Below are 22878 nucleotides of genomic sequence, written 5' to 3' on the forward strand. Positions count from 1 at the left end.
GCTCTCTCGTTCGACGACCAGCCGGGGCTCCTGCGCACCGTCCGCACCTCCATCTTGGCCGTTCCCGCGAGCCACGTCACGCCTGGGCGTGTCTGCTTGATCACGAGGGGCCGTCAGCATCGCCCGGACCGTGCCAGGGCCTTAGAAACGAGGCCCGTCGTCGCCGTGCAGGAGGTTGCGGATCGGGGCCGTGGAGATGTCCACGCGGTCCACGAGGTCGGTCGGCCCGGACACGATCACGGCCCGGTCGGCGAGGGGCACGTACACCGCGACGGTCGCCCGGACGGCGACCCGGACGCACGGGTGCGAGACGTCGTCGACCACGAAGGCCGTGTGCTGGAGAGGCGCCTGGTCGACCTCCTCGACGATGGCCCGCATCGCGGAGCGGTAGTCCTGGTAGGCGTCGGCGAAGTCCGCGCCCGTCGGCCCCTCGGTGCCGTCGGGGGCGTCGTTGTGCAGGGGTGCGGCGAGCGCACCGCTCAAGGCCGCGCGCACGATGTCCTCGATCTGCTGCGGGTCGTCCGTCCCGACGCGCAGCGTCTCGACGTCGACCGCCTCGCCGACGAACGACACATAGGCGCGCAGGAAGCGCTCCTCGGTCGGGTCGCGGTCGTCGTCCCCGGCGCCCGTCCCGGTGACGGTCTCCTCCTCGAGGTCCAGGCCCCACGTGAGCGGGTCCGTGATCTCGCCGACGACACCGCTGAAGCGGGCGAAGCGCGCGACGATCTGCTCCCACGACTCGTGGGCTCCTGCTGGTTCGTCCGGCTTGTGCATCGTCCTCCCTCGGACTGGCGCGTGCCCCTGCCTCGAGACTGCCCCTGTGGCGTCCTGGGGTCAACGATGGTGGCGGCGCGTCCGTCGCGCACGTCGGGAGCGGGTGAGTCCGGTCGGCGGAACGTGTGGTCCGCCCGCCGGGACGACGCCCTGGTCTGCGACGACGCGTGCCAACCTCGGGGCATGACCCAGGGGAGCTCGCAGCCTGAGCGGCGTCCCACGAGGCGTCGACGACGCCGCGGCCCCGGCTGGGTGCCCGACCAGCACGGCGCCTGGGCGATGCTCGCGGTGCCGCTGCTGGTCGGGATCTTCCTCGGCGGGCCTGCGTGGGTGCACGTGCCGCTCGCCGTCCTGTGGTTCGTCGGGTACTTCGCGTTCTTCGCGACGGGCCTGTGGCTCAAGTCGCGGTTCAAGGCGCGCTGGTGGCCGCCCGTGCGGGCGTACGGGATCGCGACGGTCGTCCCAGCCGTCGCGGTCCTGCTCGTGCGCCCCGACCTCCTCGCGTGGGTGCCGCTCTTCCTCCCGCTCGTCGCAGTGAGCCTGTGGAGCTCGTACCGACGCAGCGAGCGCTCGTTGCTCAACGACGGCGCCACGGTGCTCGCGGCGTGCCTCATGCTGCCGGTCGCGTTCGCGGCGGGCGTGGACCCGGTGCCGGGTGGGTGGCCGGGCACGGCGTGGCTGGGCGGTTGGCCGGACGCGCGCCTGCCCGACGGCGTCACGGGCGTCGCGGGGATCGGGTGGCCCCAGGTGTGGGCGCTGTTCGTGCTCGTGCTGGCCTACTTCGCGGGGACGATCCTCTACGTCAAGACGCTGATCCGGGAGCGCGGCGAGCGCTCCTACCTCGTCGCGTCGGTGGTCTACCACCTGGCGGCCGGCGTGGTCGCGTCCGCCGCCCTCGCGGCGGCAGGGCTCGTGTGGTGGCCCGCCGGGGTGCTGTTCGCCGGGCTCACGGTGCGGGCGGTCTGGGTGCCGCGCACCGCAGCGAAGCCCCTGCAGTTCGGGATGGGCGAGGTCGTGGCGAGCGTTCTGGTGGCGGTCGTGGCGCTCGTGCTGCCGCAGACGTCCGAGGTGGCCGGGTCCGTCGCGTCGGTCGCCCTCGGGACGGGCACCGCGACGGCCGTGGTGCCCTGACCTCGCGTTTCGGTCATCCCCACCTCGCCTAACGGTCACCGACGGGCGGAACGGACAGCCTCCGGACACCGGTCACGGTCCTGCCGAAGGTCACGGAGCGAGCCCCTCGTCACGCCCCTGGCGAACAAGGGCATATCCGTGGGGTCGGCCCCGTTGGTCCCGGATAGAGTCGTTGCGGTCAGGCCTGAGCACCACCGGTGCGGGTGTACGCCGCTCGTGAGGAGCAGCACATGTTCGAGAGATTTACCGACCGAGCCCGTCGGGTCGTCGTCCTTGCCCAAGAAGAGGCACGGATGCTCAACCACAACTACATCGGCACCGAGCACATCCTGCTCGGCCTCATCCACGAGGGAGAGGGAGTCGCAGCCAAGGCGCTGGAGTCCCTCAACATCTCCCTCGACGGTGTGCGCTCGCAGGTCACCGAGATCATCGGCGAGGGCCAGCAGGCCCCCAGCGGGCACATCCCGTTCACGCCGCGCGCCAAGAAGGTCCTGGAGCTCTCGCTCCGCGAGGCCCTTCAGCTCGGCCACAACTACATCGGCACCGAGCACATCCTGCTCGGGCTCATCCGTGAGGGAGAGGGTGTCGCAGCCCAGGTCCTCACCAAGATGGGTGCCGACCTCAACCGCGTGCGCCAGCAGGTCATCCAGCTGCTGTCCGGGTACCAGGGCAAGGAGCCCGTCGCCGCGGGCGGCCCCGCCGAGGGCCAGCCCTCCGGCTCGGCCGTGCTCGACCAGTTCGGCCGCAACCTCACGCAGGCCGCACGCGAGGGCAAGCTCGACCCCGTCATCGGACGCACCTCGGAGATCGAGCGCGTCATGCAGGTTCTCTCTCGCCGCACCAAGAACAACCCGGTGCTGATCGGTGAGCCGGGCGTCGGCAAGACGGCCGTCGTCGAGGGCCTCGCCCAGGACATCGTCCGCGGCGACGTGCCGGAGACGCTCAAGGACAAGCAGCTCTACACGCTGGACCTCGGCGCCCTGGTCGCCGGGTCCCGCTACCGCGGTGACTTCGAGGAGCGCCTGAAGAAGGTCCTCAAGGAGATCCGCACGCGCGGCGACATCATCCTGTTCATCGATGAGATCCACACCCTCGTCGGTGCGGGTGCTGCCGAGGGCGCGATCGACGCTGCGAGCATCCTCAAGCCGATGCTGGCCCGTGGAGAGCTCCAGACCATCGGTGCGACCACGCTCGACGAGTACCGCAAGCACATCGAGAAGGACCCGGCCCTGGAGCGTCGTTTCCAGCCGATCCTCGTCTCGGAGCCGAGCCTGCCGCACGCGATCGAGATCCTCAAGGGTCTGCGCGACCGCTACGAGGCGCACCACCGCGTGTCCATCACGGACGCCGCGCTGGTGGCCGCCGCGACGCTGGCCGACCGGTACATCAACGACCGGTACCTGCCGGACAAGGCGATCGACCTGGTCGACGAGGCCGGTGCGCGCCTGCGCATCCGTCGCATGACCGCCCCGCCGGAGCTCAAGGAGCTCGACGAGCAGATCGCCGAGGCGCGTCGCGACAAGGAGTCCGCGATCGACGAGCAGGACTTCGAGAAGGCCGCGCGCCTGCGCGACACCGAGAAGCAGCTCACGCAGCAGCGCGCGGACAAGGAGAAGGCCTGGAAGGCCGGAGACCTGGACACCGTCGCCGAGGTGGACGAGGACCTGATCGCCGAGGTGCTCGCGATGTCCACCGGCATCCCGGTGCTCAAGCTCACCGAGCAGGAGTCGTCGCGCCTGCTGAAGATGGAGGACGAGCTGCACAAGCGCGTCGTCGGCCAGGAGACGGCCATCAAGGCCCTCTCCCAGGCGATCCGCCGCACGCGTGCAGGCCTCAAGGACCCCAAGCGTCCGGGTGGCTCGTTCATCTTCGCCGGCCCCACGGGTGTCGGTAAGACCGAGCTGGCCAAGGCGCTCGCCGAGTTCCTCTTCGGGGACGAGGAAGCGCTCATCCAGCTCGACATGTCCGAGTTCTCGGAGAAGCACACGGTCTCGCGTCTCTTCGGTTCGCCCCCCGGCTACGTCGGATACGACGAGGGTGGCCAGCTGACGGAGAAGGTCCGTCGCCGTCCGTTCTCCGTGGTCCTGTTCGACGAGGTGGAGAAGGCGCACGCCGACATCTTCAACTCGCTCCTGCAGATCCTCGAGGACGGTCGCCTGACCGACTCGCAGGGCCGCGTGGTGGACTTCAAGAACACCGTCATCATCATGACCACGAACCTCGGTACGCGGGACATCGCCAAGGGTCTCCAGACCGGCTTCAACGCCGGCGGTGACCTCGTGACGAGCTACGACCGCATGAAGGCCAAGGTGAACGACGAGCTGAAGCAGCACTTCCGCCCGGAGTTCCTCAACCGCGTCGACGACGTGGTGGTCTTCCCGCAGCTCTCGCAGACCGAGATCGTCCAGATCGTCGACCTGATGATCGCCAAGCTGGACAAGCGCCTGCGCGACAAGGACATGGGCATCGAGCTCACGACCGCCGCGAAGGCACTGCTGGCCGAGAAGGGCTACGACCCGGTCCTCGGTGCTCGTCCGCTGCGTCGCGCGATCCAGCGGGACATCGAGGACGTGCTGTCCGAGAAGATCCTGTTCGGCGAGCTCAAGGCCGGTCAGATCGTCCTGGTCGACGCCGAGGGCGAGGGCCTGCTGGGCGAGTTCACGTTCCGCGGCGTCTCCAAGGACGACCACGAGCGTGGCCCGGTGAGCGTCGCCGCGACGGCAGCGCTCAACGCTCCCGCGGGCATCTCGACGGCCGACCTCCCGCCGACCGGCGAGCTGCAGGCCGGCGCGGAGTGATCCTCCCGGCAGCCACCGGCTGTCGATCCCCGGTCGTCTGACGCCGACCGGCACGAAGGGCCCCGATCCTCACGGATCGGGGCCCTTCGGCGCGTCCGGGGACGTAGGGCCGCGGGTTCAGGACCAACGTCCCTGACGGCGGGGCGCCCTGCCGCGCGAAACTGGTACATCCGTATTAGTTCAAGAGAACGGCAGGCACATGGCCCCCCAGTACACCGCGACGGTCACCGGCACCGCGAAGTCCCCGACCCGCCTCGACGTCCAGATCAGGGACTTCTCCGTCACGATCGACGAACCCGCGTCGCTCGGCGGCGACGACACCGGCCCCAACCCTGTCGAGCTCGTCCTGTCCGGGCTTGCCGGCTGCCTCAACATCACGACCCACATGGTCGCCAAGGAACGCGGCATCGAGGTGCGGAGCCTGAGCGTCACGGCGACGGGATCGCTCAACCCCCAGCGACTCATGGGACGCCCGACCCCGGACCGGGCAGGCTTCCAGGGCATCCGGCTCGAGATCGACGTCGACGCCGACGCGAGCCCCGAGGAGATCGACGCGCTCCTCCTGGCCGCGGAGGAACGCTGCTGCGTCGCGGACAACCTGATGAACGCGACCCCGGTCAGCGTCGTGCGCGCGGGAGCCACGGCTTCGGCGGTCTGACGTCCCGGAGCAAGGGCGCACCGTCAGGGCCCGAGGCTGTGGCCGTCCGGCTGCCGCCCGCCCGCAGGCCGACCCGGGACGGTGCCGGGTCGGCTCCGGCGAGGTCAGTCGTGGCCCGCGAGCGAGGCGAGCGCCGAGCGCCACAGCTCCTCGGAGTGCTCGACCGCCTCGGGGGTGTCGTTGTTGTCCTGACGGATGGTCACCCGCGTGCCCTTGGGATCCGGGGCGAGCGTGATCGCGACCTCGTGGTGGTTCTCCGGGACGTCCGGAAGGCCGCTGCTCGGTGAGAAGTGCGTGAAGCGCAGGGTGCGGGGCCGGTCGACCTCGAGCACCGTGCCGTGGTCCTCGAAGTGCTTGCCCTGGTACTGGCCCTCGAACGTGATGGTGCTGCCCGGCTGGTAGTCCGTCTCGACGTTGGCCCCCAGCATCCACGTCGCGGAGGGGTGGACGAGCTCGGCCCACACGCGTTCGGGGCGGGCGGCGATGTGGATCGAGGCGGTGGCGACGAGTCCGGTCATGGACCTCTCCTCTTCGAGCGGTTTTCCCCGACCGTAGCCCTCGGGGCCGTGGTCGGCACGTGCGGGGCGCACGGACCCGGCCGTCCACGAGCCCGCGCCCGAGAGCACGAGACGAGCGGCGCCGTCGGGCAGCGAGTCTTCAGCCCGCCTCGCCGAACGCCGCCGCGAAGCGCGGCAGGCTCGCCTCGAGCGTGTCCATGCTCGCCGTGAGCGAGATGCGGAACCGGCCCGGCGTCTCGAAGTACTTCCCGCCGAGGACCAGGACGTCGTGCTCGGCGAGGAGGGCTTCGAAGGCGCGGTCGTCGGGGTCGGGGGAGCGGGGGAACAGGTAGAACGTGCCCTCGGGGCGGTGCACGTCGTAGCCGATGTTGCGCAGCCCGGCGACCATCAGGTCGCGCTTGCGCTGGTAGAGCGCGACGTCGAACGGGATGCGCTCCAGGAGCGGCAGCGCGTGCTGGAGGACGGCGTTGGGGAACGCGTACCCGATCGCGATCTGGAGCGCCTCGATCGCGGGCCGCAGCTCCGCGCGCCCCGGCAGGGTCGGTGGGACCGCGAGGTACCCGATGCGCTGCCCCGGCGCGAGCAGCGTCTTGCCGTAGCTGTAGGCCAGCAGGGTCCACGGGTAGACCTCGGCGGGGCTGTGGAACTCCGTGCTGTCGAAGACGATCCGGTGGTAGGGCTCGTCGGAGACCACGAAGATGCGGCGTCCGGCGCGTGCCGACGCCTCGTCGAGCAGAGCGGCCAGACGGCGCAGCTCGCCCAGGGGGTACACGCGCCCGGTCGGGTTGTTGGGCGTGTTGACGAGCACGACGCGGGTGCGCGGCGTGATCGCGTCGGCGATCGCGTCGAGGTCCAGGTCGAACGTCTCGGCAGAGACCGGCACCTTGACCGGCACGAGCCCGGCCTCGCGCACGATCACCTCGTACGCGAACCAGGGCGGCACGCTGTAGACGACCTCGTCGCCCGGGTCGCACACGAGCTTGAGCGCGAGGGCGAGCGCGGTGAAGCCGCCCGTGGTGAGGTGCACGTCGTCGGGCTCGAAGGGCAGGTCCACCACGCCGCGCAGGGACTCCGCGGCGGCGGCCCGCGCCGCGGGCTCGCTGACCTTGTACCCGAACCAGTGCTCGTCGCGCGGGACGGCGCTCGCGCGCAGCGCCTCGACGTACTCGGTCGGGGCGGGGTCGTGCGGGTTGCCGAACGTGAGGTCGAGGACCCCGGGGCGGGCTCGGCGCTCGGGGTACTCGTGCGCGAAGAAGCCCAGCAAGAAGTCGAACGGGGTGGACCGCGCGAGGTCGCGTGCGCGTCGGGAGATCGTCTCGTCGGCCATGGGAGCTCCTCGCTCGGGCGACGGCGGTGTGGACGGCGGTGTCCGTGAGTGGTCGCCGGGCGGCGACGGGCGGCGGTGCAGGGCCGCGAGGATCAGGCGTCTCCACACTAGCACCGGGCCCGCAGACGGGCCGGGGAGCCGCGGAGGCCCGACGGCGCCGCTCGCCTTGGGCGGGCAGGTGTCGTCGCGGAGACGGAGCACGGGCCGGCTCGCCCGTCCGGGAGGCGTCCGACCGTCAGCGTGTGCCGGGATCGCGTGCCGCGCTGGCCCGAGCCCGCTCGAGCAGGTAGTCCTGCTCGACCGCGTTCTGCGTGCGGGCTGCCGCGGAGCGGAACGCGTCGGCTGCCTCGGCGCGGCGCCCCAGGTCGTCGAGCAGGTGGGCGCGCACCGCGGGCTCGCGCGGGCCCGCGAGAGGGTCGGTGGCGAGCCCGTGCTCTCGGTCGAGCGCATCGAGGAGGTCGAGGCCCCGCCGGGGGCCGAACGCCCGCGCGACCGCCACGACGCGCGCCAGACGGACGGGGCCGGTCGGCGCGAGACGTTCGAGCCAGAGGTAGAGCGCGGCGATCTGCGGCCAGTCGGTGTCGGCGTCGCCGGTCGCCGAGGCGTGGACGGCCGCGATCGCGGCCTGCACCTGGTACGGCCCGACGGAGCGCAACGGCCAGACGGCGTCGAGGGTCGCGCGGCCCTCCTCGATCATCTCGTGGTCCCAGCGTGACCGGTCCTGGTCCTCGAGGCGCACCAGGTGGTCCTGGTCGTCGGTCCGGGCGTCCCGGCGGGCCTCGGTGAGCAGCATGAGGGCGAGCAGTCCGGCGACCTCGGGGTCGCGGGGGCTGTGAGCTCGGGCGAGCCGGGCGAGCCGGACGGCCTCGCGCGCGAGGTCGACCCGGCCGAGCCGCGTTCCCGAGGTCGCCGTGTATCCCTCGTTGAACACGAGGTACAGCACCCGCAGCACGGACGCGAGGCGCACGTCGCGGTCGGTCGAGGTGGTGGGGACGAAGCGGGTCCCTTCCTGGCGGAGCTGCTGCTTCGCGCGACTGACCCGCGTTCCCATGGTCGCCTCGCTCACGCCGTAGGCATGGGCGATCTCCGCGGTCGTGAGGCCGCCCACGGCACGGAGGGTCAGGGCGACCTGCGAGGTCGGGCTGAGCGAGGGGTGGGCGCACAGGAGCAGCAGGGCGAGGCTGTCGTCGTCGTCGATCACCTCGCGGCCCGACGCGTGCTCCGCGAGCACGGCCTCCCCGACCGTCCGCTCCCGGCGGTGGCGCGCCTGCTCCGTGCGCAGGAGGTCGATCATCCGGCGGTAGGCGACGCGCACGAGCCATGACCGGGGCTCGGACGGCACTCCTTCGACGGGCCACCGGGTGCTCGCGACGAGCAGCGCCTCCTGGACGGCGTCCTCGGCCACGTCGAACCGGCTGAACCGGCGCACGAGCGCGCCGAGGACCTGCGGCGCTTCTGTGCGCAGCAGGTCCTCGATGCTCAGGCCCGGGGGAGAGCCGGACCCCGGTGCGGGCGTCATGTCAGGCCGCGAAGTCGTCGCCCATGATCGGGCGGATCTCCATGGGCTCGCCCAGGACCTCGACCATGCGGCTGACGATCTCGACGGCGCGCTCGTGGCTCGTGCAGTCGATGATCGCGAAGCTCGCGAGGACCTCCTTGAGCTCGGCGAACGGCCCGTCGGTCGCGACCACGCCGGAGTCGGTCAGGCGCACCGTCGTGCTCACCGCCGGGTGGCCCAGACCTTCGCTCGACACGAACTCGCCGGTCCGGCGCAGCTCCGCCTCGAACTCCTGGTAGGCCGCGAAGGCCGTGAGGGCGTCGTCGGTCGGCGTGTCGGCGTTGCCGGCGTCCCACGCGGCGGTCGGGGTGTATCCGAGCAACAGGTACTTCATGTGGTTCTCCTCCGAACGGGCTGGCCGGGTCCGTGACCAGACTCTCAGGCGGTGACGAGGGTCCGCAGCCGCAGCGCGAGCACCGTGGTCCAGGTGAAGGCGACGAGGCCGTTGACGGCGACCTGGAGGCTCGCGGTCTCGGGTGAGACGGGCATGAGCAACAGGAGGCCGACGACACCGTGACCGACCGCGGCCAGGACCCGGCGGGCACGCACCGCGCGGACGGTGAGGACGACCGCCGCTGCGGCGAGCGCGGTGAAGGCGACGGCGGCGACCACCGAGTGAGCGATGCCGTGCCACGACATCGACGCTGCCGGTCCGTCCGGCGTGCCGACGGGGAAGCCGTTCTCGGGGTCCATGACGAAGACGCCTGCGAGCACGAAGCCGACCCCGGCGATCCCCAGCAGGACGGGGACGGCGCGTCGACCTGCTCCTTCCCTGACGATCCGTCGGTGGGCCACCGCCAGGGCGATGAGGCCGAGGCCGGTCAGGGCGAAGGTGAGGATCTGGACCCAGCCGAGGTCTCCCGTGGAGAGCTGGCTGAGCGGGTGGACACGCAGGTCGAAACCCTCGCGAGCGACGGACTGCACGCCCGCGGAGACGACGAAGAAGGGACCGGCGAGGGTCGCCGCGACGAGCAGCGAGCGGGTGTGCGGGTGGCGGTCGGGCGGCGGGTTCGATCCGGTGGGTGGCGTGGTCGGCCGGGTCTGGCTGGTCATCGGGATCTCCTCGGGTGACGGGACGGTTCACGGCTACCTCGGTGCCCCGGCAGAGATCTCGACATCCCTTCGATGTGACGCGCATCACACCGCAGGCGTGTCGAGAGATCGCGGGTCGCGACGAGGTGTCCCTGACTGCACCGACCGGCGCAGCGCGAGAGCGAAGGAGAGAGATCATGAACGACACCCCGCACGTGGCCCGCGTCGACGAGCCGGCGGTGACCGACGTCGACGCCTACGGCCTCGACGAGCAGGCTCCGCCCAGCGCGGGCCTGCGTGCCCTGGAACGGCTCGTCGGCACCTGGCAGGTGACCGGCGGCGCGCAGGGCGAGGTCACCTACGAGTGGATGGAGGGCGGGTACTTCCTCCTCCAACGGGTCCGCCTCTCGCAGTTCGGCCAGGAGATCGCCGGGCTCGAGGTCATCGGCAACCTCCACCCGTTCGGCGAGCCCGTGGGCGACGACGTCGTCTCCCGCTTCTACGACTCCCTGGGCAACACGCTGGACTACGTGTACGAGCTGGCCGGTGACCGTCTGACGATCTGGGCGGTGGCCAAGGGTGGGCCTGCCTACTTCGAGGGCCTGTTCGACGCCGACGGCGACTCGGTCGTCGGGGAGTGGGTCTACCCGGGTGGGGGCGGGTACGCCTCGACCATGACCCGCCGCTGAGCGAAGCCGTCCTCCGCGCGACGGGCAGCGCGCGGAGGACGGCGCCGTGCGCCCCGCGCTCGCCCCGTCGCAGGGACGGACCGTGGGCGACCTCACACCGGTTGCTGACGCCGGGACACGTTAAGATGGTCCGTCTGTCCGACTTCGTAGTTGGGGCGGTCGAACGGTCTGCGGCATCTCGCGACACGTCTCGATCCGGGCTGGAAACCCCACGATCCCCGCTGCGTCCCCGAAGGTCGGTCATGCCCGTCTCCCCTCCCTCCACCTCTGTGCCCTCGGCCCAGGTGCTCCCTCCCTCCGCCGAGCCCCACGGCTCCGCACCGGTCGAGCCGGACGCGCCGGTCGCGACCGGCCCCCGTCGCTGGTGGATCCTCGTCATCCTCGCGCTCACGCAGCTCCTGGTCGTGCTCGACGGCACGATCGTCAACATCGCCCTCCCGCAGGCCCAGCTCGAGCTGGGCCTGACCGACACCGAGCGCCAGTGGGTCGTCACGGCCTATGCGCTCGCGTTCGGCGCGCTCCTGCTCCTCGGCGGGCGCATCGCCGACTACTGGGGACGCAAGCGCACCTACCTGCTCGGGATGGTCGGGTTCGGGGTCGCGTCCCTGCTCGCCGGGCTCGCGCGCAACGGCACCGAGCTCGTCGCGATGCGCGGCCTCCAGGGCGTGTTCGCGGCACTGCTCGCGCCGGCCGCGCTCGCGCTGCTCACGGTCTCGTTCCCGCGCGGCAAGGAGCGGAACACGGCCTTCGCGGTCTTCGGGTCGGTCGCGGGGGTGGGCGCCGCCGTCGGGCTGGTGCTGGGCGGTGCCCTGACCGAGTTCGCCGACTGGCGCTGGTGCCTGTGGGTCGACGTGCCCGTCGTCTTGGTCGCGCTGGTCGCCGGCCAGGTGCTGATCCGTGAGAGCAAGGCGGACGGGGACAACCGGTACGACGTCCTGGGGACGGTCGTCGTGGTGCTCGGCCTCGGCTCGCTCGTCTACGGGTTCACGCTCGCCGAGCACAGCTGGGCCGCGCCCGAGACGATCGCGTGCCTCGCAGCGGGTGTCGTCCTCCTCGCGCTGTTCGTATGGATCGAGTCGCGCGTCGCGCAGCCGCTGCTGCCGCTGCGGGTCCTGACGAACAAGGTCCGGGCGGGCGCGTTCCTGCTGCAGGCGATCTTCGGTGCGCTCATGATCGGTGCGCTCCTGTACCTCGCGCTCCACCTGCAGATCGTCATGGGCCTCTCGCCCCTGCAGGCCGGCCTGGGCACGCTGCCCATGACGATCATGACGCTCGTCCTGGCGCCCGTGGTCACCCAGCTCCTCGCGCGGTTCGGTCCCCGGCCCCTCATGATCGGCGGGCCGCTGGTCGCCGCCGCGGCGCTCGCCTACCTGAGCCGGATCACGGTGGACGGGTCGTACGCGGTCGAGGTCCTGCCGGCTCTCCTCGTGCTGGGTGCGGGGATGGCCCTGGTGCTGGTGCCGCTGCAGAACGTCGCGCTCGCGGGCGTCGAGCCGCACGACGCGGGGGCCGCGAGCGCGACCGTCAACGCCTCGATGCAGATCGGCGGCTCGATCGGGCTGTCCGTCTTCACCACGCTCTACGCCGGCGCGGTCGCCGGGGCCGTCGTCACGGACGAGGCGTCACGGCTCGCGGCGTTCGTCGACGGCTACTCGGCGGCGTTCGTCGCGACCGCGGTCACGATGGTCGTGGGTGCCGTCCTCGCGGCCGTGCTGATCCGCGGGAGCAAGGAGCGCCTCCTGCCGCAGGGCGACCAGGTCGCGGTCCACCTGGGCTGAGCCGCCGTCCCGACGGCGTCGCTCGCCCTTGCGGGCCGCGTCAGCCCGCGAGGAGCGCCCGGATGTCCCGCTCGGCCTGACCGGGCGACGCCGTGCGGCAGCCCTTGTCGACCCAGCCCTGGATCAGGCGTGGCTCGTCGCGCAGCAGCCCCCAGCCGCGGCGCAGCAGCGTCAGGGGCGGCTTGCGCGACTCCCCGAGGTCGCGCAGCAGCCGGAACCAGAACGTCATGAGCCGCGGCCTGCGCAGGCAGATCGCGTCGGCCAGGATGCCCTCGGCACGGCAGGCCGCGACGAGCTCGGCCGCGAAGATCCCCTCCGCGATCACGAGGCGCGACCCGGACACGTCCAGATGCGTCGTGCCCGTGCGGCGCGACGTGGGGATGTCGTACACCGGGACGTCCGAGTGGCCCGTCGTGACGAGCGCGAGCAGCGCGTCCATGGCGCTCGCCGAGTCCCAGCTCCCGGGGGAGTCCCAGTCGACGATCCCGAAACGCTGCGGCATCCCGGGGTGGTCGACGTCGTGGTAGAAGTCGTCGAGCTCGACGACCGGCAGGCCCAGGCGGCGGGTGAGCGACGTCTTGCCCGAGCCCGACGGCCCCGTCAGCAGGACGATCCGACGGGGTGGGACACGCGTGCCCTCGGGCAGGTCGAAGAGGCCGTTCGTCACCCGACCATTCTCCCAGCCCGCGGACGCACCTGGTGCGCGGCGCCGTCGGGCCGCTGCTTGGTGTCAGGACGAGCGTGGCTCCGAGGCCACGCTCGTCCTGACGCGACGCCTGAGAGCCACATCGGAGGGCTGCGGGAACCACGTACGTAGCGAACTGTGCGGGCGCCCCTGATGTGGGCGCCGCGACGCGCGGCCTAGCGTGACGGCACACGATGCCGCGGCAACGGTGCCGCAGCCGTGCTGGGGAGGCGGTCGATCATGCAACGAAGCAGACGGTCCGTGAGGCGGTGGCTCGCAGGAGTCGCCGCGACGGCAGTGGTGGCAGTCCCGCTCGTCGCGCAGGTACCCGTGGCGTCCGCGGCCGAGGCGTGCGCGCCCGCGTGGTCGGCGTCGTCGGCGTACACGGGCGGCAGCGTCGCGTCGTACAGCGGGTCCAACTACAAGGCGTCCTGGTGGACCCAGGGCGAGACGCCCGGCACGCAGCAGTGGGGCGCGTGGAAGGTCGTCGGGCCCTGCGGGACGGACCCGACCGGCACGACCGGTGGGACGACGGGCGGCGACCCGACGGGCACGACCGGCGGGACCACGGGCACGACCGGCGGCACGACCGGCACGACCGGTGGGACGACCGGAGGCGACCCGACCGGCGCCGACCCCGGCACCCCCATCTCCACGAACCCGCAGGAGAAGTGCCGCCCCGACGGGCTCGCCGTCAACAAGACCGTCGACGTGCCCTACTGCGACGTGTACGACGAGGCCGGGCGCGAGAAGCTGCCCAACGGTCTCGACCGCCGCGTGATCGGGTACTTCACGTCGTGGCGGACCGGCAAGGAGGGGACGCCGTCGTACCTGGCGAGCGACATCCCGTGGACCAAGCTGTCGCACATCAACTACGCGTTCGCGCACGTCGGACCGGACTCGAAGATCTCGGTGAACGCCGAGTCGGCGACGAGCGAGGCGACGGGCCTGACGTTCACGGGCGCCGAGAACGCGCTCGACCCGACCGTTCCCTACAAAGGCCACTTCAACCAGCTCACCAAGTTCAAGAAGCAGCACCCGGGAGTGCGCACGCTCGTGTCGGTCGGCGGCTGGGCCGAGACCGGCGGCTACTTCGGGGCCGACGGGAACCGCGTCGCCTCCGGTGGCTTCTACACCCTCGACACGCAGGCCGAGTACGACGCGTTCGCGGCGTCCGCGGTCGCGATGGTGCGGACCTACGGGTTCGACGGGATCGACATCGACTACGAGTACCCGACCTCGAACGTCAAGGCCGGGAACCCGGACGACTTCCAGATCGCCGACGCGCGGCGCGGCCAGCTCTGGAAGAACTACGAGCAGCTCATGAAGACCACGCGCGAGGCCCTCGACAAGGCCGCGGCGCAGGACGGCGAGTACTACATGCTGACCATCGCGGCACCCGCGTCCGGGTGGCTGCTGCGCGGCATGGAGGTCTTCCAGATCATGCCGTACCTCGACTACGTCAACGTGATGTCGTACGACCTGCACGGGACGTGGAACGACTTCGTGGGCGGCAACGGCGCCCTGTACGACGACGGCAAGGACGGTGAGCTCGCGGCCGCCGGCGTGTACGGGGCGTACGACGGGATCGGGTACCTCAACGCCGACTGGGCCGCGCACTACTTCCGCGGCGCCGTGCAGGCCGGGCGCATCAACATCGGCGTCCCGTTCTACACGCGCGGCTGGACCAACGTCCAGGGCGGGACCAACGGGCTGTGGGGCAAGGCGGCGCTGCCCGACCAGACCAAGTGCCCGCCGGGCACCGGGCCCTCGCTGGGCGGCACGTCCAAGTGCGGCAACGGCGCGGGCGGGATCGACAACGTCTGGTACGACGTCGACAAGGCCGGGGCCAAGATCCCCGCGGGCGGCAACCCGATCTGGCACATGCTGAACCTGCAGAACGGGAAGGTCGGCTCGTACGCGGCGGCCTACGGCGCGCCGACCGGTCCGCTGACCGGGACCTACCAGCACAACTTCGACCCGGTCACCAAGACCGAGTGGTGGTGGAACGCGCAGACGAAGTCGTTCATCTCGGGCGACTCCGACCAGGCGATCCAGGCCAAGGCCGACTACGTGGTCGCGGGCGGCTACGGCGGCCTGATGATCTGGGAGCTGGCCGGGGACTACGGCCTGGACGCGGCGAGCGGCGAGTACGGCATGGGAGACAGCCTCGTGACGCGCATGCACTCGACGTTCTCCTCCGCGGCGCCCTACGGCGCGGCCAAGTCCAAGACCGCGACGCCGGCGCAGGCGATCGACCTCGGGGTGTCGTTCTCGGAGTTCGCGCTCGGAGACAACAACTACCCGATCAACCCCCGGGTGACGTTCTCCAACCGGTCGACGGTCGCGATCCCGGCCGGGTCGACCATCTCGTTCGACTTCGCGACGACCACCTCGGCCACGATCGGTGAGCAGAACGGCTGGGGCATCACGACGGTCGCGGGGCACTCGGGCAACAACGTGGGCGGGCTCAAGGGGGACCTGCACTCGGCGACGCTCAAGGTGCCCTCGGGGGGCATCCCGGCGGGCGGCTCGGCGTACACCAAGCTGTCGTGGCGGCTGCCCATGGCGCAGATCTCGAACGTCCGCGTGACGATCGGGACGAACACCTACGCCACGACCTACGACCACCCGCGCGGTGTGAAGGTCGTGAACCCGGTGGTCTCCGGCGGGACGACGGGCGGCACTCCCGGGGGTACCCCGGGCGGGAACACCGGCGGCGCCGGGTGCTCGGCGGCCCCGTGGGCCGCCGGGACGGCGTACAACGGCAGCGCGCAGGTCACGCACGCGGGCCACAGGTGGTCCGCCAGGTACTGGACGCAGGGCAACGCCCCCGTGGCCAGCGACTGGGGGCCGTGGAAGGACGAAGGGGCGTGCTGACCCCCTGATGCCGGTGCCGAGGTAGAGGGACCGCGCCGAGGTGGAGGGCTGGAGCCCTCTCCCTCGGCGGCGGCCCTCTACCTCGCGCACGTCGGTCGTAGGCTTCCCGGGTGACCTCCGCCGAAGACCTTGCCGCCACCGCCCTCGACTCGATCCGGTCCTGGGTGCCGCTGAGCCCCGCGCAGGCCGCGCTGCGCGAAAAGTACGTGGCGTTCGTCGAGGAGGGGCGGGGGGACGTGATCTTCCGCGGTGGCGCCGAGCACCTGACGGGGAGCTGCTTCGTGCTGACCCCGGACCTGCTGCACGTGCTGCTGTGCTTCCACCGCAAGGGCCAGTTCTGGGTCCAGGTCGGCGGTCACGTCGAGCCGGGCGACGAGAGCCTGGCGGCAGCGGCTTTCCGCGAGGCCCGCGAGGAGAGCGGCATCGTCGGGCTGGAGCCCTTCGAGCCCGGCGGCGCGCCCGTGGACCTGCACCGGCACGCGCTGTCCTCCCGCTTCGGCACGTGCCTGGTCCACTGGGACGTGGGCTATGTCGCGTTCGCGGACCTCGAGGCGCTGCCCGTGGTCAGCGACGAGAGCGAGGCCGTCGCGTGGTTCCGTGTCGACCGGCTCCCGCCCGACACGCCCGAGGACTTCCCCGTGCGGCTCCGCACGGTCCTCGAGGAGATGACGCACCGCCGTCGGGCCTCGGACTGACGGTGCCCACGGTCATGTGTACGCTTGTACACATGACTTTCCCGGACCCCTCCGACCAGCGCACCATGCGCGAGCGCATGCTCGCGGGCGACCTCTACCTCGCCGACGACCCGCAGATCGCGGCCGACTCCGAGCGTGCCATGTCGCTCAGCCACCGCTTCAACACCCTGGACCCCCACGACGGCACGGCTCGCCGCGAGGTGCTGACCGAGCTGCTCGGCGCGTTCGGCGAGGGCAGCGACATCCGCCCCCCGTTCCGCTGCGACCTCGGCTACCGGACCACGGTCGGCGCGCGCGTCTTCGTGAACTTCAACCTCGTGTGCCTCGACGTCGCGCCCGTCACGATCGGTGACGACGTACTGATCGGCCCCAACGTCCAGCTCCTGACGCCCACGCACCCCGTCGAGCCCGGCCCGCGCCGGGACAAGTGGGAGGCCGCGCAGCCCATCACGATCGGCGACAACGTGTGGCTCGGCGGCGGTGTGACGGTGTGCCCGGGCGTGACGATCGGCGAGAACACGGTCGTGGGCGCAGGGTCCGTCGTCACGCGCGACCTGCCCGCGAACGTCGTGGCCGTGGGCAACCCGGCCCGCGTGCTGCGCCACATCGACGAGTGACCGCGGTGCGCCGCGTCGACCCCGACCGCAAGGACCGGATCGTCGACGCGGCCCTCGACGTCATCGCCGAGCACGGCGTCGCGGGCGCGACTCACCGGGTGATCGCCGCCGCGGCCGACGTGCCGCTCGGGTCCATGACGTACCACTTCGAGAACCTCGACGACGTGCTGCGGCTCGCGTTCGAGCGGCACGCGGCCCAGGCCGCGGCGCGCTTCGAGGCGGCGATGGACGCGGTCCCCGAGGGCGGCGACCCGGTCGAGGCTCTCGTCGCGCTGGTCTGCGACGAGTCGGGCAGCTACCAGCGGGACCTGCTGGTCGCGCTCGAGCTCTACGTGCTCGTGGCCCGCAAGCCCGCCTTCCGCGCGGTCACGCAGCGGTGGATGGCCGCGAGCCAGGCCGCGCTGCGGCGGCACGTGGACGCGGACGTCGTGCCCGACCTCGACGCCCTCATCGAGGGGCTCGTGCTGCACTCCGTGCTGTCGACCGGGCCCGACGGGCGGCCATCGCTCGACCCCGAGCGCGTGCGCCGCGCGGTGCGACGCCAGGTGGGCTGAGCGCCTGCTCGGCACCGAGGGTGGGGTGAGGGGCTCAGCCCCAGAGGATCACGTGCAGCGTCCTCGGCCCGTGCACGCCCTCGACGCGCGAGAGCTCGATGTCGCTCGTCGCGCTCGGCCCCGAGATCCACGTCTGCGGGCGCGTGGGGTGTGCGGCGAGGATCGTCACGGCCTCGGGCAGCGTGTGCACGACGTCGCCGGTCCGCACGACGCACACGTGCAGGTCCGGGACGAGCGTGATCGCGCGGCGCCCTTGGTCGTCCTCGCCGTCCAGGACGATCGTCCCGGTGTCCGCGACGGCCAGCCGCGACGCGGTGAGGACCGCGTCGACATGGTCGAGCTCGGCCGCGGTCCGCCGGTCCTCCCGCGAGTCGTGCACGACGGCGGTCGTGGCCCCGAGCGCGCTCGTCCAGCCTGCGGGAACACCCGGGGGCACGACGACGGAGCGCGCGTCGGCAAGCAGCTCGCCCACGGTGCGGGCCAGGTCGGTCTCGGTCGCGGCCCGGTGGACGATCGCCCGGTAGTCGACGAGCCGGTCGACCAGGATCTCGACCGCCTCGGGGGACCCGGGGGAGTGCTCGCCCGTCGTCCGGTACTCGCGCGAGACCGGTGCCTGTGCGGCCACGGCGTCCCCGAGGTGCGCGCCGTCGGTGATGACGGCCGCGCGCACGCGGGCCAGGATGTCGTCGCGCGCGCTCATCGGGCGTCTCCGGTCGTATCGGGGGAGACGGGAGGGACCGGCTCGCGCGGAGCGTGGTCGGTGGCCCACCACTCGCGGAAGCTCTGCTTGGGCAGGACCGGCAGGTCGCGCGCGTCGGTCCACCTCGACCCCGGGAACGGCAGCGACGAGATGCGGCCGGAGCTGCCGCCCAGGACCCGGGTCACGCCGCCGGCCTTCTCGGCGAGCTCGAAACGGCCGGGCTTGGCCATGACGAACGACGCGGCCTTCATGGCCGCTCCCCAGGCCGTGGGGCGGCCCCGGTCCTGGTCGACCTCGCGTGCCCGCAGGTGCACGAGCAGCGACGGGATGTCGATCTTCACGGGGCACACGTCGTAGCACGCACCGCACAGCGTCGAGGCGTACGGCAGCGAGTTGTTGGGGTCGGACTTCCCCGTCGACCCCGTGAGCTGGGGCGTGAGGACCGCGCCGATGGGGCCCGGGTAGACCGAGCCGTACGCGTGCCCGCCCACGCGCTCGTACACCGGGCACACGTTGAGGCAGGCCGAGCAGCGGATGCAGTGCAGGGCCGCGCGGCCCACGTCGTCGGCCAGGGCCTTGGTGCGCCCGTTGTCGAGCAGGACCAGGTGGAACTCCTGCGGTCCGTCGCCCGGCGTGACGCCCGTCCACAGGGACGTGTACGGGTTCATGCGCTCGCCGGTCGAGGACCTGGGCAGGAGCGCCATGAAGACCTCGAGGTCCTGGTAGGTGGGGATGAGCTTCTCGATGCCCATGACGGTGATGAGGGTCTCGGGGAGCGTGAGGCACATGCGCCCGTTGCCCTCGGACTCGACGACCGCGAGCGTGCCCGTGTCCGCGACCGCGAAGTTCGCGCCGCTGATCGCGACCTTCGCGGAGAGGAACTTGCGGCGCAGGTGCGCACGGGCGGCCATGGCGAGCTCGCGCGGGGCGTCGGTCAGGTCGGGCGGGGCGTCGCCCATGCGTTCGAGGAAGATCTCGCGGATCTCGGAGCGGTTGCGGTGGATCGCCGGCACGAGGATGTGCGAGGGCATGTCGTCGGCGAGCTGCACGATGAGCTCTGCGAGGTCGGTCTCGAACGCCGCGATGCCCTCCTCGGCGAGCGCCTCGTTGAGCCCGATCTCCTGCGTGACCATGGACTTGACCTTGACGACCTCGGTCTCGCCCGTGGCCTTGACCAGCTCTGTCACGATGCGGTTGGCCTCGGCGGCGTCCCGCGCCCAGTGCACGACGCCGCCGCGTGCCGTCACGTTGCGCTCGAGCTCTTCGAGGAGGTGCGGGAGGTCGCTCATGACGTGGGCCTTGATGGTCGAGCCCGCGTCGCGCAGCGCCTCCCAGTCGGGCACCTCGCCGACGACGGCCGCGCGCTTGGCCCGGATGGTCGAGGTCGCGTGGGCCAGGTTGCGGCGCAGCTGCGTGTTCTGCAGCGCCTGCTTGGCGGCCTCGGGGAACGTCTCGCCCCAGCGCAGCGGAGCGTCGGGGTGCGGCACGTCGTCGGCCCAGCCGGGGCTCGCGGTGGTGCCGGGCGAGCCGTGGTGCGTGCCGCCGTCGGGCAGGGTCGTCGCGCCGCGACGGGTGGGGAAGCCCAGGAAGGTGCTCATCGTGCGGCCTCCTCGTCGTCGGAGTGGGCGTGGGCCGGTTCGGCCACGAGCGTCGGCGCGTCCTGCGTCGAGGCCAGGATCTCCGCGAGGTGCATGGTGCGCACCCCCGTGCGCAGCTTCGACAGGCCGCCGCCGATGTGCATGAGGCACGAATAGTCGCCCGCCGTCAGGACCTCGGCGCCCGTCGACTTCACGTCCGACATCTTGTCGCTGAGCATCGCGGTCGACGTCTCGGAGTTCTTGAGCGCGAAGGTCCCGCCGAACCCGCAGCAGCTCTCGGCGCCGGGGAGCTCGACGAGGTCGATCCCGTCGACGGCGCGCAGGAGCTGGAGGGGCTTGTCGCCCACGCGGATCATGCGCAGCGAGTGGCACGTCGGGTGGTAGGTGACACGGTGCGGGAAGTGCGCGCCGACGTCGGTCACGCCGAGCACGTCGACGAGCAGCTCGGACAGCTCGTAGGTCTTGGCGGCCAGGGCCTCGGCGGTCGCGCCGAGCTTCTCCTGGCCCGCGCGCCGGCAGACCATGGCCTGCTGGTGGCGGATCGAGCCGGTGCACGAGCCCGACGGCACGACGATCGCGTCCCACTCGCCGTCGAGCGCGGGCGCGAACGCCTCGACGTGGTTCCTGATGACGGGCACGGCCTCGTCGAAGTAGCCCGTGTTGACGTGCATCTGCCCGCAGCACGTCTGCTGCTCGGGGAAGTAGACCTCGTGGCCGAGGCGTTCGAGGAGCTGGACGGTGGCCCGGGGGGCCTGGGGGAACATCGCGTCGGCGATGCAGGTGGCGGCGAGGGCGATACGCACTGGGTACTCCAGCCGGGCAGGGGGCGGTGGGATTCAGTCTGGTCCCGGCGGGCGGCGAGTGCCCGTCGGAGGTGCCGCGCGGCCCTCCCGGCCCCTGCTCGGCGACGAGCAGGTTGTGGTCTGACCACACAGTGTCCGAGCCACTGTAGACCATCGTGCCCTGTGGTCGGACCACATGGGCACGATGTGTCAGAACCGGCGCGACACCACCGTCGTACTCGTTCCGATACGCACGTGCAGCACTACGCTGACCTCGTGCGCACCCACGAGATCGTCCTCGCCCGGATCGAGGCGGACCTGACCGCCGGCCGCTGGGGCCTCGGCGAACGCCTCCCGGCCGAGCGTGCGCTCGCCGAGGAGCTCGGCGTCTCGCGCCCCTCGGTCCGCGAGGCGCTGCGCGTCCTGGAGGCCATGGGCATCGTCCGCACCGCGGTCGGTTCAGGGCCCGACGCCGGAGCCACCGTCATCGACCGGCCCGCAGCAGGCCTGGGGGCGGCCGTGCGACTGCACGTCGCGTCCGGGACCCTCGTGGTCCGGGACGTCGTGGAGACCCGGGTGCTGCTGGAGACCTGGGCGGTCGGCCAGGCCGCCGCGAAGGCCGCGGGCGCCGGGCTCGCGGAGGCCGTCGCGCTGCTCGACGCCATGGACGACCCCTCGCTCGACGCGGCCCGCTTCCGCGAGCTCGACGCGGCGTTCCACGTGGAACTCGTCCGGCTCGCGGGCAACACGCTCGTCGAGGCCGTCATGACCGGGCTCCGAGGGGCGATCGAGTCCTACGTCGCTGCCGGGACGGAACGGTTGGAGGACTGGCCCCGCACCGCGGTGCGGCTGCGCGCCGAGCACCGCGCGATCCTCGACGCGGTCGCGAACGGTGACGCGGCGGGCGCGGTCGTGGCCGTGCGCGAGCACATCGAGGGCTTCTACCGCGAGGCGGGGTTGTGAGTCAGAACCCGGGGCGCGCGAGGTAGGGGGCAGCCCCCTACCTCGGCGTTCGTCCCCGCGAGGCGCGGGCCCGGGCGGCCACGTCGTAGTGTTCCTCTGGGCCTACCGGTCCGCCGCCCACCCCCGGAGGACTCCGCATGACCATCGACCACCTCGACGTCCTCGCCGCGGCGCAGCGCATCGCGGGGCAGGTTCGGCCCGTCGCGCTCGCCCCCATGGACCCGGGTGCTCTCGGTGCCGCGACGGGCGTGTTCGCGCTCGAGCTCATGCAGCACACGGGCTCGTTCAAGGCGCGCGGAGCCCTGAACTTCGTGGGTGCCCACCTCGACGCAGGCACGCTGCCCGACGCCGGGATCGTGATCGCGTCGGGCGGCAACGCGGGCATGGCGAACGCGTGGGCGGCGAGGGCGCACGGGGTCCGGGCGACCGTGTTCGTGCCCGAGACCGCGCCGCCGGTCAAGGTCGCGCGCCTGCGCACCCTCGGCGCCGAGGTCCACCAGGTCGGGTCCGAGTACGCCGAGGCCCTCGACGCCGCGCAGTCCTTCGCGGACGAGACCGGGGCCCTGGCGTCGCACGCCTACGACAACCCCTTGATCGCGGCGGGCGCGGGCACGCTCCTGCAGGAGATCGTCGCGGTCCGCCCCGACGTCAGCACGGTCGTCGTCGCGGTCGGCGGCGGCGGGCTGTTCAGCGGCGTGGCCGCCGCGGCACGTCCGCACGGGATCAGGGTCGTGGCGGTCGAGCCGCACGGTGCGCAGGCCCTGCGCGCCGCGCTCGACGCGGGTCGCGTGGTGGACGTCCCCGTCGCGTCGGTCGCCGCCGACTCGCTCGGCGCCCGCCGCACCTCCGAGATGGCGCTGTCGCTCGCGCAGCACGCGGACGTGCGCTCGGTCCTGGTGTCCGACGACGCGATCGTCGCCGCGCGCCGGCACCTGTGGGACGAGCGGCGGCTCGTCGTCGAGCACGGGGCCGCGGCGGCGCTCGCGGCGCTCGAGTCGCGCACGTACGTGCCCGACCCCGGCGAGCGCGTCGCCGTCGTGCTGTGCGGGGCGAACACGGACCCTGCGGACCTGGCGCGCTGAGCGCCTGTCAGGACGAGCACGGTTTGCGGTGCACGCTCGTCCTGACACCGGCGCCCGGC

At 72.2% G+C, this 22878-nt stretch carries 21 protein-coding genes; 11 read left to right on the forward strand and 10 right to left on the reverse strand.

The window, feature by feature from the left end:
- Nucleotides 1-141: 141 nt before the first annotated feature.
- A complete protein-coding gene (locus JOD48_RS04220) occupies nucleotides 142-774 on the reverse strand; it encodes a hypothetical protein (protein ID WP_191792271.1) in 633 nt (210 codons plus the stop codon).
- 183 nt (nucleotides 775-957) lie between these two features.
- Between JOD48_RS04220 and JOD48_RS04225 the strand changes: the two genes are divergently transcribed.
- The 3 genes from JOD48_RS04225 (at nucleotide 958) to JOD48_RS04235 (ending at nucleotide 5361) form a co-directional block, all read left to right on the forward strand.
- A complete protein-coding gene (locus JOD48_RS04225; RefSeq protein ID WP_204807626.1) occupies nucleotides 958-1905 on the forward strand; it encodes a YwiC-like family protein in 948 nt (315 codons plus the stop codon).
- A 230-nt stretch (nucleotides 1906-2135) separates the two neighbouring features.
- Nucleotides 2136-4703 (forward strand): ATP-dependent Clp protease ATP-binding subunit, encoded by a 2568-nt coding sequence (locus tag JOD48_RS04230; RefSeq protein WP_138825941.1) that lies wholly within the window; start codon nucleotides 2136-2138, stop codon nucleotides 4701-4703.
- A gap of 199 nt (nucleotides 4704-4902) precedes the next feature.
- Nucleotides 4903-5361: an OsmC family protein gene (locus tag JOD48_RS04235; RefSeq protein ID WP_191792273.1), complete on the forward strand. Its 459-nt coding sequence runs from the start codon at nucleotides 4903-4905 to the stop codon at nucleotides 5359-5361.
- Between the two features lie 104 nt (nucleotides 5362-5465).
- On the opposite strand, the gene JOD48_RS04240 is transcribed toward JOD48_RS04235, so the two are convergent.
- From JOD48_RS04240 to JOD48_RS04260, 5 genes are all read right to left on the reverse strand, one after another.
- A complete protein-coding gene (locus JOD48_RS04240; RefSeq protein ID WP_191792274.1) occupies nucleotides 5466-5879 on the reverse strand; it encodes an SRPBCC family protein in 414 nt (137 codons plus the stop codon).
- Nucleotides 5880-6018: 139 nt separating this feature from the next.
- Nucleotides 6019-7206 carry an aminotransferase class I/II-fold pyridoxal phosphate-dependent enzyme gene (locus tag JOD48_RS04245; RefSeq protein WP_204807628.1) on the reverse strand — a complete coding sequence of 396 codons (1188 nt, stop codon included), beginning with the start codon at nucleotides 7204-7206 and terminating at the stop codon, nucleotides 6019-6021.
- 235 nt (nucleotides 7207-7441) lie between these two features.
- The gene (locus JOD48_RS04250) at nucleotides 7442-8725 is read right to left on the reverse strand and encodes an RNA polymerase sigma factor (protein ID WP_204807630.1); all 1284 of its coding nucleotides are present in this window, start codon (nucleotides 8723-8725) and stop codon (nucleotides 7442-7444) included.
- A gap of 1 nt (nucleotide 8726) precedes the next feature.
- Complete coding sequence (locus tag JOD48_RS04255) at nucleotides 8727-9098, reverse strand: YciI family protein (RefSeq protein ID WP_204807632.1); 372 nt, start codon at nucleotides 9096-9098, stop codon at nucleotides 8727-8729.
- Nucleotides 9099-9142: 44 nt separating this feature from the next.
- Nucleotides 9143-9817 carry a DUF998 domain-containing protein gene (locus JOD48_RS04260; protein ID WP_204807634.1) on the reverse strand — a complete coding sequence of 225 codons (675 nt, stop codon included), beginning with the start codon at nucleotides 9815-9817 and terminating at the stop codon, nucleotides 9143-9145.
- Nucleotides 9818-9993: 176 nt separating this feature from the next.
- Here JOD48_RS04260 and JOD48_RS04265 point away from each other — a divergent pair, with 176 nt between their 5' ends.
- Nucleotides 9994-10485, forward strand: coding sequence for a hypothetical protein (locus JOD48_RS04265; protein ID WP_204807636.1), 492 nt, complete (start codon nucleotides 9994-9996; stop codon nucleotides 10483-10485).
- A 242-nt stretch (nucleotides 10486-10727) separates the two neighbouring features.
- Nucleotides 10728-12263, forward strand: coding sequence for an MFS transporter (locus JOD48_RS04270; protein ID WP_239527327.1), 1536 nt, complete (start codon nucleotides 10728-10730; stop codon nucleotides 12261-12263).
- Nucleotides 12264-12303: 40 nt separating this feature from the next.
- On the opposite strand, the gene JOD48_RS04275 is transcribed toward JOD48_RS04270, so the two are convergent.
- Nucleotides 12304-12930 carry a uridine kinase family protein gene (locus tag JOD48_RS04275; protein ID WP_204807638.1) on the reverse strand — a complete coding sequence of 209 codons (627 nt, stop codon included), beginning with the start codon at nucleotides 12928-12930 and terminating at the stop codon, nucleotides 12304-12306.
- 258 nt (nucleotides 12931-13188) lie between these two features.
- On the opposite strand from JOD48_RS04275, the gene JOD48_RS04280 reads away from it, so the two are divergent.
- The 4 genes from JOD48_RS04280 (at nucleotide 13189) to JOD48_RS04295 (ending at nucleotide 17694) form a co-directional block, all read left to right on the forward strand.
- Complete coding sequence (locus tag JOD48_RS04280; RefSeq protein WP_204807640.1) at nucleotides 13189-15828, forward strand: glycosyl hydrolase family 18 protein; 2640 nt, start codon at nucleotides 13189-13191, stop codon at nucleotides 15826-15828.
- Between the two features lie 110 nt (nucleotides 15829-15938).
- The gene (locus tag JOD48_RS04285; protein ID WP_204807642.1) at nucleotides 15939-16523 is read left to right on the forward strand and encodes an NUDIX domain-containing protein; all 585 of its coding nucleotides are present in this window, start codon (nucleotides 15939-15941) and stop codon (nucleotides 16521-16523) included.
- A 32-nt stretch (nucleotides 16524-16555) separates the two neighbouring features.
- On the forward strand, nucleotides 16556-17140 hold the full coding sequence (locus JOD48_RS04290; protein WP_204807644.1) for a sugar O-acetyltransferase: 585 nt from the start codon (nucleotides 16556-16558) through the stop codon (nucleotides 17138-17140).
- Nucleotides 17141-17145: 5 nt separating this feature from the next.
- Nucleotides 17146-17694 carry a TetR/AcrR family transcriptional regulator gene (locus JOD48_RS04295; protein ID WP_204807646.1) on the forward strand — a complete coding sequence of 183 codons (549 nt, stop codon included), beginning with the start codon at nucleotides 17146-17148 and terminating at the stop codon, nucleotides 17692-17694.
- 34 nt (nucleotides 17695-17728) lie between these two features.
- Here JOD48_RS04295 and JOD48_RS04300 read toward each other — a convergent pair whose 3' ends face one another.
- The 3 genes from JOD48_RS04300 to JOD48_RS04310 are packed head-to-tail and all read right to left on the reverse strand — an operon-like array spanning nucleotide 17729 to nucleotide 20795.
- Nucleotides 17729-18394 (reverse strand): LutC/YkgG family protein, encoded by a 666-nt coding sequence (locus JOD48_RS04300; protein ID WP_204807648.1) that lies wholly within the window; start codon nucleotides 18392-18394, stop codon nucleotides 17729-17731.
- Nucleotides 18391-19992 (reverse strand): LutB/LldF family L-lactate oxidation iron-sulfur protein, encoded by a 1602-nt coding sequence (locus JOD48_RS04305; protein WP_191791828.1) that lies wholly within the window; start codon nucleotides 19990-19992, stop codon nucleotides 18391-18393. The genes JOD48_RS04300 and JOD48_RS04305 overlap by 4 nt, the downstream gene beginning before the upstream one ends.
- Entirely contained in the window at nucleotides 19989-20795 is an 807-nt protein-coding gene (locus JOD48_RS04310) for a (Fe-S)-binding protein (protein ID WP_204807651.1), read from the reverse strand. The genes JOD48_RS04305 and JOD48_RS04310 overlap by 4 nt, the downstream gene beginning before the upstream one ends.
- Before the next feature lie 255 nt (nucleotides 20796-21050).
- On the opposite strand from JOD48_RS04310, the gene JOD48_RS04315 reads away from it, so the two are divergent.
- Together JOD48_RS04315 and JOD48_RS04320 are read left to right on the forward strand one after the other, a co-directional pair.
- Nucleotides 21051-21737, forward strand: coding sequence for a FadR/GntR family transcriptional regulator (locus JOD48_RS04315; RefSeq protein WP_191791830.1), 687 nt, complete (start codon nucleotides 21051-21053; stop codon nucleotides 21735-21737).
- A gap of 137 nt (nucleotides 21738-21874) precedes the next feature.
- Complete coding sequence (locus tag JOD48_RS04320) at nucleotides 21875-22819, forward strand: threonine/serine dehydratase (protein WP_191791831.1); 945 nt, start codon at nucleotides 21875-21877, stop codon at nucleotides 22817-22819.
- The last annotated feature ends 59 nt before the right edge of the window (nucleotides 22820-22878 follow it).

The sequence above is a fragment of the Oerskovia paurometabola genome (genome assembly GCF_016907365.1).
GTDB classification, from domain to species: domain Bacteria; phylum Actinomycetota; class Actinomycetes; order Actinomycetales; family Cellulomonadaceae; genus Oerskovia; species Oerskovia paurometabola.

Coding starts and splice junctions, on each gene's coding strand:
- JOD48_RS04220 (WP_191792271.1), bottom strand. CDS start 774: ATGCACAAGCCGGACGAACCAGCAGGAGCCCACGAGTCGTGGGAGCAG.
- JOD48_RS04225 (WP_204807626.1), top strand. CDS start 958: ATGACCCAGGGGAGCTCGCAGCCTGAGCGGCGTCCCACGAGGCGTCGA.
- JOD48_RS04230 (WP_138825941.1), top strand. CDS start 2,136: ATGTTCGAGAGATTTACCGACCGAGCCCGTCGGGTCGTCGTCCTTGCC.
- JOD48_RS04235 (WP_191792273.1), top strand. CDS start 4,903: ATGGCCCCCCAGTACACCGCGACGGTCACCGGCACCGCGAAGTCCCCG.
- JOD48_RS04240 (WP_191792274.1), bottom strand. CDS start 5,879: ATGACCGGACTCGTCGCCACCGCCTCGATCCACATCGCCGCCCGCCCC.
- JOD48_RS04245 (WP_204807628.1), bottom strand. CDS start 7,206: ATGGCCGACGAGACGATCTCCCGACGCGCACGCGACCTCGCGCGGTCC.
- JOD48_RS04250 (WP_204807630.1), bottom strand. CDS start 8,725: ATGACGCCCGCACCGGGGTCCGGCTCTCCCCCGGGCCTGAGCATCGAG.
- JOD48_RS04255 (WP_204807632.1), bottom strand. CDS start 9,098: ATGAAGTACCTGTTGCTCGGATACACCCCGACCGCCGCGTGGGACGCC.
- JOD48_RS04260 (WP_204807634.1), bottom strand. CDS start 9,817: ATGACCAGCCAGACCCGGCCGACCACGCCACCCACCGGATCGAACCCG.
- JOD48_RS04265 (WP_204807636.1), top strand. CDS start 9,994: ATGAACGACACCCCGCACGTGGCCCGCGTCGACGAGCCGGCGGTGACC.
- JOD48_RS04270 (WP_239527327.1), top strand. CDS start 10,728: ATGCCCGTCTCCCCTCCCTCCACCTCTGTGCCCTCGGCCCAGGTGCTC.
- JOD48_RS04280 (WP_204807640.1), top strand. CDS start 13,189: ATGCAACGAAGCAGACGGTCCGTGAGGCGGTGGCTCGCAGGAGTCGCC.
- JOD48_RS04290 (WP_204807644.1), top strand. CDS start 16,556: ATGACTTTCCCGGACCCCTCCGACCAGCGCACCATGCGCGAGCGCATG.
- JOD48_RS04300 (WP_204807648.1), bottom strand. CDS start 18,394: ATGAGCGCGCGCGACGACATCCTGGCCCGCGTGCGCGCGGCCGTCATC.
- JOD48_RS04305 (WP_191791828.1), bottom strand. CDS start 19,992: ATGAGCACCTTCCTGGGCTTCCCCACCCGTCGCGGCGCGACGACCCTG.
- JOD48_RS04320 (WP_191791831.1), top strand. CDS start 21,875: ATGACCATCGACCACCTCGACGTCCTCGCCGCGGCGCAGCGCATCGCG.